This window comes from Pseudoalteromonas sp. SWXJZ94C, from assembly GCF_015864385.1.
Taxonomy (GTDB): Bacteria; Pseudomonadota; Gammaproteobacteria; order Enterobacterales; family Alteromonadaceae; genus Pseudoalteromonas.
On sequence record NZ_JADYXF010000020.1, the window covers coordinates 39,967 to 53,025 of the forward strand.

Genomic DNA, 13,059 nt, shown 5'->3' on the forward strand with positions numbered 1-13,059 from the left:
TTAATGAGTGATACAGATACCTTGCTAATGCAAGGAATTGAACAACAAACAATGGGGCGTTTTACAGAAGACGCCTATTTAAACTACTCCATGTACGTAATTATGGATCGTGCTTTACCGCATGTAGGTGATGGCTTAAAACCAGTACAGCGTCGTATTATTTATGCGATGAGTGAACTGGGTTTATCGGCAAATGCTAAGTACAAAAAATCAGCCCGTACAGTGGGTGACGTACTCGGTAAATATCATCCACATGGCGACAGCGCTTGTTACGAAGCAATGGTATTAATGGCGCAGCCATTTTCTTATCGCTACCCTTTGGTAGACGGGCAAGGAAACTGGGGGGCGGCAGATGATCCTAAATCGTTTGCAGCAATGCGTTATACCGAAGCGCGTTTATCAAAGTTTTCTGAAATACTGCTTAAAGAGCTTGGTCAAGGGACTGTAGATTGGACACCAAATTTTGATGGCACAATGGATGAACCTGTTGTACTGCCTTCTCGTTTACCGCATATTTTACTTAACGGTATAACCGGTATTGCCGTAGGTATGGCAACCGATATTCCGCCGCATAACGTACGTGAAGTAGCCAGTGCATGTTGTTTATTACTTGATAAACCAAAAACAGAGCTTGAAGAATTACTTGAGCTTGTACATGCGCCAGATTACCCAACCGATGCTGAAATAATTACCCCAAAAGCCGATATTCATAAAATATATAAAACCGGCCGTGGGTCTATCAAAATGCGCGCGGTATACACTGAAGAGCATGGCGATATTGTTATTACGGCACTGCCGCATCAATGTTCTGGTGGTAAAGTACTTGAGCAAATTGCAGCGCAAATGAACGCTAAAAAATTACCAATGATTGCCGATTTACGTGACGAGTCAGATCACGAAAATCCAACACGTATTGTAATTATTCCGCGCTCAAATCGTATTAAAGCTGAGCCATTAATGGCGCACTTATTTGCAACCACCGATTTAGAAAAAAATTACCGCGTAAACTTAAATATGCTGGGGCTAGATGGTCGTCCGCAGGTTAAAGATTTACGCTGTATTTTAAGTGAATGGCTAATATTTAGACGTGAAACAGTGCGTCGTCGTTTGCAGTACCGTTTAGATAAAGTATTAGCGCGTTTGCATATTTTAGAGGGCTTATTAGCCGCCTTTTTAAATATTGATGAAGTAATTGAAATCATCCGCAGCGAAGATAAACCAAAGCCTGTATTAATGGAGCGCTTTGATTTAACTGATACGCAAGCAGAAGCAATTCTAGAATTAAAACTTCGTCATTTAGCAAAACTTGAAGAATTTAAAATTCGCGGTGAGCAAGATGAACTAGCCAAAGAGCGTGATAAATTAGCGCAAATTCTTGGTTCAGAACGTCGTATGTCGACACTGCTTAAAAAAGAAATCCAAGAAGCCGCTGAAATGTACGGTGACGATCGTCGCTCGCCAGTGATTGAGCGCTCAGAAGCGAAAGCACTCAACGAAAAAGACTTAATTCCATCAGAGTCAGTCACTGTTGTGCTATCAGACAAAGGCTGGGCACGCGTTGGTAAAGGTCATGACTTAGATGTACAAGGTTTAAATTATCGCTCGGGTGACGGCTTTAGAGCCTCTGCTCGTGGTAAGAGTAATCAACCTGCGGTATTTTTAGATTCAGCAGGACGCGCGTTTGCAACCGATGCGCATAGCCTACCTTCGGCGCGCAGCCAAGGCGAGCCAATGACTGGCCGATTTAACTTAACAGCAGGGGCTAATTTTGAGCACGTGGTAATGAGTGAAGATGAGCAAGTATTGCTTATGGCGTCAGATGCGGGTTACGGCTTTATTACCGACTTTAAAGATTTAGTTAGTAAAAATAAAAACGGTAAAGCGTTAGTAAGTGTACCTAAGGGTGGAATATTACTTTCTCCTATTAGAGTTAACGACGTAGCTAGCGATTATTGTATGGCTATTTCTAACGAAGGCAGAATGCTTTTATTCCCGCTGCGTGACTTACCAAAGTTAGGCAAAGGTAAAGGTAATAAGATAATCTCTATTCCAGGTGCTAAAGTGCAAGCTCGCGAAGAGTTTGTAAAAGTGCTTGCTGTTGTACCACAAGGCAGTAGCGTAACATTGCATGCTGGTAAGCGAAAACTAACCCTTAAACCAAGTGACCTAGAACACTATCATGGTGAGCGAGGTCGTAGAGGTAATAAGCTACCGCGCGGGTTACAGCGTGTTGACGAAGCCGTTGTTGAGTTAACACCTCAAGATGATGAGCCAATAGAAACCATTATTGAAGAGTAGCCAATTACTTTTTTGTATAATTAGAAACGGTCTGCATTTGCAGGCCGTTTTTTTTTCAAATAAAAAATTAAAAATTTCAGCGTACACTTGTGCGCTATTATCTCGTTTGTGTCACAAAATAACGCTATAATACTTATAATAGATTTTAGGAGGTGTTCATTTGCTAGCTGTTATTCGTATTTTTATTATGCTGCTATTTATATTGTTAAGCTGTTTTTTTGGCTTATTGCTTTCGTTAGTAAGACCATTTCACCGTAATAATGTACATATTATAGCGGGTTGGTTTGGCTCAATGGCTAAAATGATTGGTGTTAAATTAGTTTTAACCCGTCATAAAGATGCTGCTGATATTGGTCCTGCTGTTTATGTTGCTAACCATCAAAATAGCTACGATTTATTTACAGTGCCAGCAATGGTGCCAAAAAACTGCGTGAGTTTAGGTAAAAAGAGTTTAAAGTGGATCCCATTTTTTGGTCAGCTTTATTGGCTTTCAGGTAATATTTTAATTGATCGAGCAAATCGTTCAAAAGCGGCTGGTACAATTTCAAAAGCAGCTGATAAAATAAAGCAAAATGGCTTATCTGTTTGGGTATTTGCCGAAGGTACCCGTAGCTACGGGCGCGGTTTATTGCCTTTTAAAACAGGGGCTTTTCATACCGCTATGAGTGCAGATGTACCAATAGTGCCAGTGTGTATGAGCACTTCGCATAAAACCATTAAGCTAAACCGCTGGGATAATGGTACAATTTACATCGAAATGTTAGCGCCTATATCACTTGATGAAAGTATTAGTGCGCGAGAGCACGCCAAAAGTGTACACAGTATTATGGCTGCTAAAATAACTGAATTAGATGCTCAAGTGAGAGAAAAATAATGGAAAATTGGCGTGAAATAAGTGAAGACATCGTATCTTCATTACTTGAAGATGGGTCTGATCCTGAAATATTATACGAAGTAGAACATCACTTTGTATGTGAAGACTTTCCTAAATTAGAGCAAGCTGCTCTTGCTGCTTTTAAATTGGGTTACGATGTTGAAGAGCCAGCAGAACTTGAGCTTGAAGACGGCAGTAAAATTTGGAGCTTTGACATAGTTGTTGAAGCTGAGCTTGATGTAGACGTTATTATGGAAGACGTTGATAAGCTAGCTCAACTAGCTGTAGAGTGCGAAGTAGAATACGACGGTTGGGGCACTTACTTTCAAGAGTAATTAGTAACTAGCGTTTATTAAAAGGCGAACATTGAAAAATGTTCGCCTTTTTTGTTTGAGAAAAATTTATCCCATCAATTAAGCTACTTATATAAACATCGTAAGTTTGCTGAAGTACGGTTATCTATCGAGGTTAAATTTACAGCTCTGTTTTCTAAGCGATGTAGGGGGCTATTTAATGTTATGAGATGGTAACCCCCTCTGTAAATAGGTGATAACGACACATAGGGGTGAAATATACGATGCCAAAAGGCTATTTCTAGCAGAAATTAGCTCTTTATTGCCTGCATAGATGTAGTTAAAGAGGTGAGTAGGATGTTGATGCTTTAGTTTTTTTTTACTGATTCTTAAATAGGTTAAGAGCGGTGAGGCAACAAAGAAGCCGTTACCGAGCTTATTAGATTATAAATCCCACACTGCGTTTAAATTGTACCACTACAAATATCTCCTAGATTGAACAAACTTTAACCCTGAAAGGCGACACGCTTTTAGGTATATTTACTCCCGCCGTTTTATACCTGTTTTTTACTGAAGATACATTTATTTGATGCTTTTTAAGTGCCGATTCAACTTTGCATAATTATATTATTGCGTAACTAAAAGCCGATATGTAAATAATTCTTCATAAAAGATGAATTTACTTAATGCTTATTGGTTAACCAATGGTGTGATTTAGTAACCAAAGCTGAACGTAAGCTTTATTACCAAAAACAAAATAAACAATTTTTTTATTTACATTTTTACCGATTTTTTGATTTTTAATGAATGTTCGTTTTTTGGTCTACCAATTACAATTTATTGTTAGTACTTATTTATTATTTTCACGCTGTTCCTTATTTAGGTTTTATGTCTTTTTTGCTCATAATTTCTACCTTATTCGTTGTTTATACTGCATTTATACCTATTATCCATACAAGAAAGTAAATGTAACTAGTACTTATTTCTTATCAAATTAAATGTTGCAAAGTATTAACAAGAAATATACCTTGTGTTTCGACCAGCTGGTAACTTCAATTGGTAATACATTCTTTCAACTCAAGTCTGGAGCTTTGTTTTGATTTTATTATTACCAATTACACAATATACAATACACAATTTAAAGCTTGTTTACAGGCAGTGATCTAGGTTCAAGTGATTTTTTACTTAGCCAAGTAGTAGATTGTTTTCATGTACAGGTTCGGAGAAATAACATAATGATTAACCAAAAATCCCTATTTATACTTGCAGCTATGACTGCTAGTTCAAGTTTCGTACAGGCAGCAACTATTGAAAACTCTGGTTTTGAAGATGGTTGGAGCAACTGGAATGAAGTAGAACCAGCCGCTATTTCAGATAGTGCTTACAAAGGTTCTAGTTCGTTAAAAATTCAAGGTAGTCCTGGTCGTGTGCACCAAGTTGTAAATATAGATAAAAACACTGAATACACGTTAAGTGCATATGTACTTGGTAAAGGTGAAATTGGCGTTAATGATCTAAATGGCTTATTTCAAAGCGAAAAATTTGATGTTTCTTCATGGACTAAAGTGACTAAAACATTTACTTCAGCGAATACTAACTCATTACAAGTTTTTGCTAAGCACAATAACAGCTCAAGTGATGTTCGTTTTGATGACTTTGCTCTAAGCAATGGTGGTTCAGGTGGTGGTGACACTGGCGGCGGTGATACTGGTGGCGGTACTGATAACGGTTCTGGCATAGCAAGCAATATCACTGATGGCAGTATTTTCGACCTTGAAGGCGACAATCCTAACCCATTAGTAAATAGTGACACTTTAGAATTTGTTCCTTTAGAAGCACGTCATATCACTCCAAATGGAAATGGCTGGCGTCATGAATATAAGGTTAAAGAAAGTGCACGTGTTGCAATGACCGAAACCTATGAAGTTTTTGAAGCAACTGTAAAAGTTGAAATGTCGGATGGTGGTAAAACGATTATTTCTCAGCACCATGCTAGCGATACAGGTACAATTTCGAAAGTATATGTTTCAGATACTGATGAATCAGGTTTTGATGATAGCGTAGCGGGTAACGGAGTTTTTGACGTTTATGTTCGTTTACGTAACACCAATGGTAACGAAGAAAAGCATGCACTAGGTACTATTACTAGCGGTGGTTCATTTAATCTAAAAGTAGTGAACAATTACGGAGACGTAGATGTAACTGCACTAGGGACTACTTTTGGTATTCCAGTAGAAGATGACTCAGAGTCTTACTTCAAATTTGGTAACTACCTACAATCGCAAGACCCATATACACTAGATGATTGTGGTGAATCAGGTAACTCAGACTCATTCAAAGAGTGTTTTAAAGATTTAGGTATTACTAAGTCAAAAGTTACTATGACAAATGTTAGCTACACAAGAAAAACTAACTAGTCATTTGATTACTTAATTATTTATAAGGTCACTTTGGTGTAAAACTGAGTGACCTTTTTTATTATAGTGTTTTAATTAAAGATGATTGTGAATACAGTACAAAGTTACTCACAGATATAGTTTGCTTACATACTATTAATTGTATTTGGGAGTAGTGATTAAAAAGAATAACTATAAATAAGCGTGTTTGTAATGCTTATTTTCCAATATTTTAATGTGTATGTTTTATTCTTTTTTTACTTATTTAATTTAGATTTACAAACAATATTTGAAAGACTTCAGAGCGTTGGTTTATTTTTTAATATCTATCATATTTTGGTTGATAATGTTTAAGATTATCAAAATGAAGAGTACAAAAAAATAGAGAGGCAGAGTCGTTTTTTTGAATGAACTTTATTAAAAATTATTAAAAATGATTAAAAAATTCGTTGAAAAAGTCATTAAAATCAAATAATTTAATTGTAACGCGAGGTTTGTAATTAGTTGCCTTGGTAAATACACCTGCGCTACTTTATAAAATCACATTACTGTAATAAATAAGTGAAAACGCAGATGCTAAGAGTTAATTGCCTTATAAAACCCTCTTCGATAAAAAAGGATTTGGTAGCATCTAAAGCCAGTTTTTATTTTTAAAGTACACTCCAATACCGCCGGTAAGTACAATTAAAAATATCACGAAGGCACTAAATGCATAGGGGCTTTCTGTTCCTGGTATACCGCCTACGTTCACACCTAATAAACCTGTTAAAAAGCCTAATGGTAAAAATAAAGCAGCAACTACCGACATAACATACATGCGCTGGTTTAGTTGCTCAGACACTTGGTTAGTGATTGTTTGCTGAATAATTTGCGCACGCTCAATTGAGCTATCTAATTCTTCAAGATAACGAATAAGTAAGTTTGTGGTTTCATTTAACTTTGCTTTATCGTCTTCATCAATCCATGGGTAATGATGGTTAACCATACTGCTTAGCGCTTCTTTTTGTGGTTTTAAATAGCGTTTAAGCGCAATTGTTTGACGACGTAATTGTGATAAACCTTGGTTATCAAAAGGTTTACTTGGCTCGTCTATTTCCTCTTCAAATTCGTCAAGAGTTTCATCAAGCGAATTAATAACGCCTTGCATGCGTGATGTAAGCTTTTGCGCAATAGAGCACACTAGCTCTGATATGCTACAAGGACCTGTATTACTGTTAAATGAAGTAAGAATATCTTGTATTGATAATAAGCGACGCTTACGCGTTGTGATCACAATGTCTTGATTAATAAAAAATCGAATTGAAACCATGTCTTCGGGGCTTTGCGCTGGGTTTAAATTAATACCACGTAAAAAGAGCATATGACCGTTGGTAGCAGGGGTAATACGAGGGCGTGTTTCGTCTGCAGTTAACGACTCAAGTTCGTAATCCGTTAAAAAATCACAATCTTTCAACCAAGCTACAACTTCTGCTTGGCTATAATCCATATGTACCCATAACTTACCTTGTTGAGGCTTCCAGTTATGTAATTCATCGCTGTTTTCTATGGCGCGAGCGCCGCCATTTTCGTCAAGCACAAGAGCATGAAGTAAGCCATTAATCATATTAATTTCTCATAATAGTGTATTTTTAATACTGTTAACTATAGTGTACCTACTTAAGTAATATAGGTTAGCTATATTTAAATAGATGATGTTTTTACTTAAAGTCCTCAGTAAGTTGATAAACGCATACAAATTATTAATTGTATTTAACCTTACAGTAAGGTGCGCATTGTTAAACTAGTTGGCTATAAAGATCAATCAAATCGACTTATCGACTAGATAAATTTATTTCGTTGGTCTTTTTTGACCGGTAGCGTATAAGTCACTTTTTTAATAAGGGCACATTTATGACAGCAAAAATAACAGTTGGTTGGCGTGAGTGGCTAAGTTTACCAGAGCTTGGCATCAGTCGAATAAAAGCTAAAATTGATACCGGCGCCCGCACTTCATGTATTCATGCAATTAATATTGAAGAGTACGAAGTTGACGGAGAAAAATGGGTTAAATTTACAGCCCAGCCATTGCAAGAAGATGAGCAAACTCAAATTACTTGCAATGCAAAGGTTAAAAAAAAGAAGTATGTAACTAGCTCTAGCGGGCAAAAAGAATTACGTTACTTTATAGAAACAACATTGCATGCAGGCAATGATAGTTGGCCAATAGAAATTACATTGGCGAGCCGTGCAACAATGAAGTTTAGAATGTTATTAGGGCGTACAGCCATGGAAAATCGCATAACCGTTGATCCGGCTTTATCTCATTTATTATAAAAGTATTGAGTTTTTGGGTGTGTAATACATGCCCGAAGAGTCGATGCTACACAATTTAGTTAAGGTTTTAACTATGAAAATTGGTATTTTATCTCGCAACAAAAATTTGTATTCAACACGTCGTTTAATTGAAGCTGCAGAAGCACGTGGACACGAAGTTAAAGTGGTTGATGCATTACGCTGTTATATGAATATAAACTCAGAACAACCAGAAATTCATTACCGCGGTGAGAACTTAAAAGGGTTCGATGCAATTATTCCACGCATTGGTGCATCGGTTACATTTTATGGCTGTTCTGTATTACGCCAGTTTGAAATGATGGGTGTTTACCCTGTAAACGAATCGGTGGCTATTTCTCGTTCGCGCGATAAATTACGTTCATTACAGCTTTTATCACGCAAAGGCGTGGGCATGCCAGTAACCGGTTTTGCTAGCAAACCAGATGACGTAAAAGACTTATTAGAAATGGTTGGCGGCGCACCAGTAGTAATTAAATTACTAGAAGGTACGCAAGGTATTGGTGTAGTACTTGCTGAAACGCGTAAAGCGGCAGAAAGCGTTATTGAAGCATTTATGGGCTTAAAAGCTAACATTATGGTTCAGGAATACATTAAAGAAGCTGGCGGTGCTGATATACGTTGTTTCGTATTGGGCGATAAAGTAATTGCAGCAATGAAGCGCCAAGCACAAGAAGGTGAGTTCCGCTCTAATCTTCACCGTGGTGGTAGCGCTACATTAGTTCGTATTACACCAGAGGAGCGTAAAACAGCAGTAGCAGCCGCTAAATCAATGGGTCTAAACGTAGCTGGCGTAGATTTACTTCGCTCATCTCGTGGTCCTCTTGTGATGGAAGTAAATTCATCACCAGGTTTAGAGGGCATTGAAATAGCAACAGGTAAAGATATTGCGGGCATGGTGATTGATTTCATCGAAAAAAATGCTTCAAGTAAAGGAACAGCAACACGTGGCAAAGGTTAAAATTAACCGTCCTTTTACCTTATTAGGTGAAAGTATTGGCGTAGGTGAGCGTAAAACTCTTGCCTTGGAAGCTGCTAAGCTTTACACCCACTCACCACTTAATATTCCTATCGAAGTGGTTAATGGTGTAATGGAAGGACCAGTGCTAATGGTCTGTGCGGCTATTCATGGTGATGAATTAAACGGCGTAGAAGTTGTGCGTCAGTTGCTTGCTAAAATAGATCCTAGCCAATTACGTGGCACGTTAATAGCGGTACCTATTGTGAATGTATTTGGCTTTATTCATAAGTCACGATACTTACCCGATAGACGCGATATGAACCGTAGTTTTCCTGGGTCTGAGCGTGGCTCGTTAGCTGGGCGCATGGCTTATATGTTTTTCAATCAAGTGGCGGTACATTGCACGCACATAATTGATTTACATACCGGTGCTATTCATCGAACTAACTTACCGCAAATTCGCGCTAACTTAGCTGATGAAGCAACAGCCGACATGGCTAAAGCATTTGGCACGCCAGCAGTAATCGATGCGTCACTACGAAACGGTTCGTTACGAAGTGAAGCTGCAAACTTAGGTATACCAGTTATAACTTATGAAGCAGGCGAAGCATTGCGTTTTGATCCAATCGCAATAGCAGCCGGTGTGCAAGGCGTTGATTATGTTATGCGTCATTTAAAAATGATTCGTGGCAAGCGTCCTAAAAAGTTACCAGATCCTATTATTGCAGGTTCAACTAGTTGGATTCGTGCTGAAGTTGATGGCATTGTGCGTGCACAAGTATCCCTCGGTGAGCATGTAACTAAAGGGCAAGTGCTTGCTTATATAAGCAGCCCTCTGGGTGACTCTGAACTGGAGCTTTTATCTCCTAAAGGCGGTATTGTTATTGGTCAGCAAACTATGCCATTAGTAAATGAAGGTGATGCCGTATTCCACCTTGCTTACTTTGCAAATGACAATAGTTTAGTAGAGCAGCAACTAGAGAACTTTATTGACGAAATAAATGATTTAGATGACGAGCTTAAAACAGCCGAACTAAATAATTAATTTTAATACTGTTGTAAAAAAGCCGTTTTAGTAATTACTAAAACGGCTTTTTTGTATGTTTATTTTAATTTAAGATTTTTTAGGTCCAATAATACGTTTTATCGTTGGTGCTTTTGTTGGTTTAGGTTCTTTATTTAAAACCATGACGGGGCGAGTAACAAAAAGGTTATTAGGATAAATAACACGGTGCCCGTCTATATGTTCAAGAACTACATTCATTAAGCCCATTTCTACAATACGACCTTCGATATTATTAGCACCATCAATAATACGAACCCAATACCCAACTCTACAATCATTTTGGATAAACATAAGCAAAAACGCGGTTAAGTTACTTAATAGCGACCATGCCGCAAAAAGTGCAACGCCTAGCATGGCAAACAACGATGAGCCCAGTACTAGCAACCCGCGTAGCTCAATACCCCAAAATACCAGTACTAAACATAACATCACACAGGCAAGTATTATTTTAAGCAGCAGCTCTGCGCGCGATTTATGGTGTAAATCAACTTTACCTTTTATGGTTTTTTCGAGAAGCTTTTTAGTAAGTTTTAGTAGCAACGGATAAAGTAGCAAGGCAATTATGGTTACAATCAATTTATATTGCGCACCAAAAAAATCTAAAATCTCTAACGGTTCCAAAATATATTCTCACATGAGTTATAAGCAATAATTAAGTGATTAGTTTAACGTTTTAGTCTGATACGAAATAGCTATTTAATTAGCGTTTTGGTTATTTAAAAAGATTTTTTTACACTTACTAGCCATTGAACAGAATCTACATCTTCGTAGCTATCAAGTGGGGCGGCAATATCTATATGGATCATGGTGCCTGCATTTGCACGACTCGGTGCTAGGCGCAAACCTATACCAACATTTTTAAGTACATGGTCATTTTCGCCGTTATCTTGGTCGTTAAACCATGCTCTACCAACATCAATAAATCCAGCCGCACCCACTTTAAATAACTGTAGCAAATCGTATTCCCAGTAATAGCGTTTTTCTAGGCTGAATAAAAAGCTACGGTCGCCATGTTGATAATCCATTGGGTAACCGCGCAAGCCAGTTTCTCCACCTAAAGTAAGTTGTTGATCGGCAGTTAAGTTTTTAGCATATTGCACACGCGCTTTTACATACCAAGACTGATCAATGCTGGTATTTAAATAATATTGAATTTGACTCGTTGCTTTAAAGTTTTCGAGTTTTTTGTCTTCTTTATTCCAGTAACCATCAATATCAGTACTAAATCGCCATAATGTATTATCGCCACTAAAATGTGCTTTTTTAAAGTTAAATGAGTAAACCGCACGGGTATCATCATTACTTAACGATTCATCTGAGTAACCCAGTAACGCTTTGACATTCCAGCCAAGGTTTAAATCTTCTGTTCGATGGATGCTGTCGAAGTTACGTACTTTTATATAGTTATCTTCAAACCAATGCCCGCTCACATAAGGGTAGCTCAAGCTTCTATTTTCGGCTAAAGGCGCAAAGGTGGTGTCTATTGCATTAAAAGTGTCTTGTTGATCTACATAACCTAATGTAAGACGTTGGGTCCAATTATTACTCAAAGCTTTAGAGTGACCAATAAATACACTATTTAAATCGGTGGTTTGATCAAACTCGCTAAACTCTTCACCACGTTGATATAACGATTCTTCGCGTTGCTCAGAGTAGCTTAATATGCCATAGCTAAAAGGAGTATCTATTGCGTAAAATGGGTAGGTGAGCTCAAGTAAATGACGCTTGCCATCGCTGTTATCAGCATACTCTAATCGACCTCGGTAACGCGTAGGAAAAATATTTGGGTCGTCATACACAAATAAATAACCATTACGATCGCTGTCTGTAGTACGTGAAAAGGATAAGCGTTTCCCCCAGCCAAATAAGTTCGATTCTCTAAAGCCAATACTCGATTTATTTTCACCGCCACTGCGACTAAAGCTTATCTCTGGTAATAAAGTCCATAAGTCGCGGGTAACTACTTTTACATCCACGTCGCCGTCACAGTTTTCGGTTGCACTAATTTCAGCATCATATAAATAACTTTCTTTACGTAAAAGACGCTCTGATTCAGATAGCTTTCTCGCATCGTATTTATCGCCTGCGGCAAATAATAATAGGTTATTTATTACATCAGGTTCTGTTTGAATATGCGCACGATTAGCAAAGCGAAATAGGGCGTTATTTTCTTCTTCAATTTCGGTATTAAATACGTTGAGTTGTTCAAGAGTTATGTTGGCAATTTTGGCGTTGGGTTTAGCGGCGACAAGAATGGTTTCGTCGTCTAGTTGGCGACGTAGTTTTTTATCGCTTGATTGTTTAGATTTTTCAATAGGGCAATTATTTAAGGTAGTAGGTTGCTCTTGTGCAAATGCACTGGGCATAAATAAGCCTAAAAAACTTAAGCCTATATAAAATTGCGTAATCCACTTATTATTGACCATTCAAACCCTTTACTGCTACGTAGCAATTTACTACTGTAATATCAGCTTACATCATTGTTATTTAAATGTAAGCAAAAAGTATGGAGTTTGAAAATAAAATAACGTTAATAAATCAGAAAAAACAAACTAGCTTAAATAGTAGGCTAGCGCAGCAAGTAAGTGATCAGCATCAACGCCTTCGCCATTAATCCAAATACTTTGACTGTAATGCTCGTAATTTAAATTAAAGCTTTGCTGATTGTAAGTAAAGCGAACCTGATGACGATCAGCGCCGCCAGAATACTCATTAATAGTCACATCAGCTGAGTGTAAAAATAATGTACTCCATAGCTCAAAGTCATCATCATGTGGAGGTTCAACAGGTGTAACTACAATGCATTTATGGATATGGTCGTATTCTATTTGGGTCATAAT

Annotated in this window: 11 protein-coding genes; 7 read left to right on the forward strand and 4 right to left on the reverse strand. The window is 37.7% G+C overall.

Annotation, left to right across the window (positions count from 1 at the left end):
* The first annotated feature begins 3 nt into the window (after positions 1–3).
* The 4 genes from parC (at position 4) to I6F65_RS10330 (ending at position 5,882) form a co-directional block, all read left to right on the forward strand.
* Complete coding sequence (gene parC, locus I6F65_RS10315) at positions 4–2,298, forward strand: DNA topoisomerase IV subunit A (protein ID WP_166108864.1); 2,295 nt, start codon at positions 4–6, stop codon at positions 2,296–2,298.
* A gap of 160 nt (positions 2,299–2,458) precedes the next feature.
* A complete protein-coding gene (locus I6F65_RS10320; RefSeq protein ID WP_024611484.1) occupies positions 2,459–3,172 on the forward strand; it encodes a 1-acylglycerol-3-phosphate O-acyltransferase in 714 nt (237 codons plus the stop codon).
* Entirely contained in the window at positions 3,172–3,507 is a 336-nt protein-coding gene (rraB, locus tag I6F65_RS10325; protein WP_007376503.1) for a ribonuclease E inhibitor RraB, read from the forward strand. Before I6F65_RS10320 ends, rraB begins: the two co-directional genes overlap by 1 nt.
* 1,193 nt (positions 3,508–4,700) lie before the next feature.
* A complete protein-coding gene (locus I6F65_RS10330; RefSeq protein WP_166108865.1) occupies positions 4,701–5,882 on the forward strand; it encodes a polysaccharide lyase family 7 protein in 1,182 nt (393 codons plus the stop codon).
* A 610-nt stretch (positions 5,883–6,492) separates the two neighbouring features.
* On the opposite strand, the gene I6F65_RS10335 is transcribed toward I6F65_RS10330, so the two are convergent.
* The gene (locus tag I6F65_RS10335) at positions 6,493–7,464 is read right to left on the reverse strand and encodes a zinc transporter ZntB (protein WP_024611482.1); all 972 of its coding nucleotides are present in this window, start codon (positions 7,462–7,464) and stop codon (positions 6,493–6,495) included.
* A gap of 287 nt (positions 7,465–7,751) precedes the next feature.
* Here I6F65_RS10335 and I6F65_RS10340 point away from each other — a divergent pair, with 287 nt between their 5' ends.
* The 3 genes from I6F65_RS10340 (at position 7,752) to I6F65_RS10350 (ending at position 10,198) form a co-directional block, all read left to right on the forward strand.
* The gene (locus I6F65_RS10340) at positions 7,752–8,174 is read left to right on the forward strand and encodes an ATP-dependent zinc protease (protein ID WP_024611481.1); all 423 of its coding nucleotides are present in this window, start codon (positions 7,752–7,754) and stop codon (positions 8,172–8,174) included.
* Between the two features lie 73 nt (positions 8,175–8,247).
* Positions 8,248–9,153: a 30S ribosomal protein S6--L-glutamate ligase gene (gene rimK / locus I6F65_RS10345; RefSeq protein ID WP_024611480.1), complete on the forward strand. Its 906-nt coding sequence runs from the start codon at positions 8,248–8,250 to the stop codon at positions 9,151–9,153.
* A complete protein-coding gene (locus I6F65_RS10350) occupies positions 9,140–10,198 on the forward strand; it encodes a succinylglutamate desuccinylase/aspartoacylase family protein (RefSeq protein ID WP_024611479.1) in 1,059 nt (352 codons plus the stop codon). The genes rimK and I6F65_RS10350 overlap by 14 nt, the downstream gene beginning before the upstream one ends.
* A gap of 69 nt (positions 10,199–10,267) precedes the next feature.
* Here the strand turns inward: I6F65_RS10350 and I6F65_RS10355 are convergent, their stop codons facing one another.
* The 3 genes from I6F65_RS10355 to I6F65_RS10365 all read right to left on the reverse strand — a co-directional run bounded on the left by I6F65_RS10355 (position 10,268) and on the right by I6F65_RS10365 (position 13,056).
* Positions 10,268–10,840 (reverse strand): mechanosensitive ion channel domain-containing protein, encoded by a 573-nt coding sequence (locus I6F65_RS10355; RefSeq protein ID WP_024611478.1) that lies wholly within the window; start codon positions 10,838–10,840, stop codon positions 10,268–10,270.
* Positions 10,841–10,935: 95 nt separating this feature from the next.
* Positions 10,936–12,645 (reverse strand): ShlB/FhaC/HecB family hemolysin secretion/activation protein, encoded by a 1,710-nt coding sequence (locus I6F65_RS10360; RefSeq protein ID WP_197112753.1) that lies wholly within the window; start codon positions 12,643–12,645, stop codon positions 10,936–10,938.
* Positions 12,646–12,771: 126 nt separating this feature from the next.
* Positions 12,772–13,056, reverse strand: a complete 285-nt coding sequence (locus I6F65_RS10365) for a DUF3630 family protein (RefSeq protein ID WP_024611476.1) — start codon at positions 13,054–13,056, stop codon at positions 12,772–12,774.
* Between the last annotated feature and the right edge of the window lie 3 nt (positions 13,057–13,059).

Coding starts and splice junctions, on each gene's coding strand:
- rimK (WP_024611480.1), top strand. CDS start 8,248: ATGAAAATTGGTATTTTATCTCGCAACAAAAATTTGTATTCAACACGT.
- rraB (WP_007376503.1), top strand. CDS start 3,172: ATGGAAAATTGGCGTGAAATAAGTGAAGACATCGTATCTTCATTACTT.
- I6F65_RS10330 (WP_166108865.1), top strand. CDS start 4,701: ATGATTAACCAAAAATCCCTATTTATACTTGCAGCTATGACTGCTAGT.
- parC (WP_166108864.1), top strand. CDS start 4: ATGAGTGATACAGATACCTTGCTAATGCAAGGAATTGAACAACAAACA.
- I6F65_RS10360 (WP_197112753.1), bottom strand. CDS start 12,645: ATGGTCAATAATAAGTGGATTACGCAATTTTATATAGGCTTAAGTTTT.
- I6F65_RS10365 (WP_024611476.1), bottom strand. CDS start 13,056: ATGACCCAAATAGAATACGACCATATCCATAAATGCATTGTAGTTACA.
- I6F65_RS10335 (WP_024611482.1), bottom strand. CDS start 7,464: ATGATTAATGGCTTACTTCATGCTCTTGTGCTTGACGAAAATGGCGGC.
- I6F65_RS10340 (WP_024611481.1), top strand. CDS start 7,752: ATGACAGCAAAAATAACAGTTGGTTGGCGTGAGTGGCTAAGTTTACCA.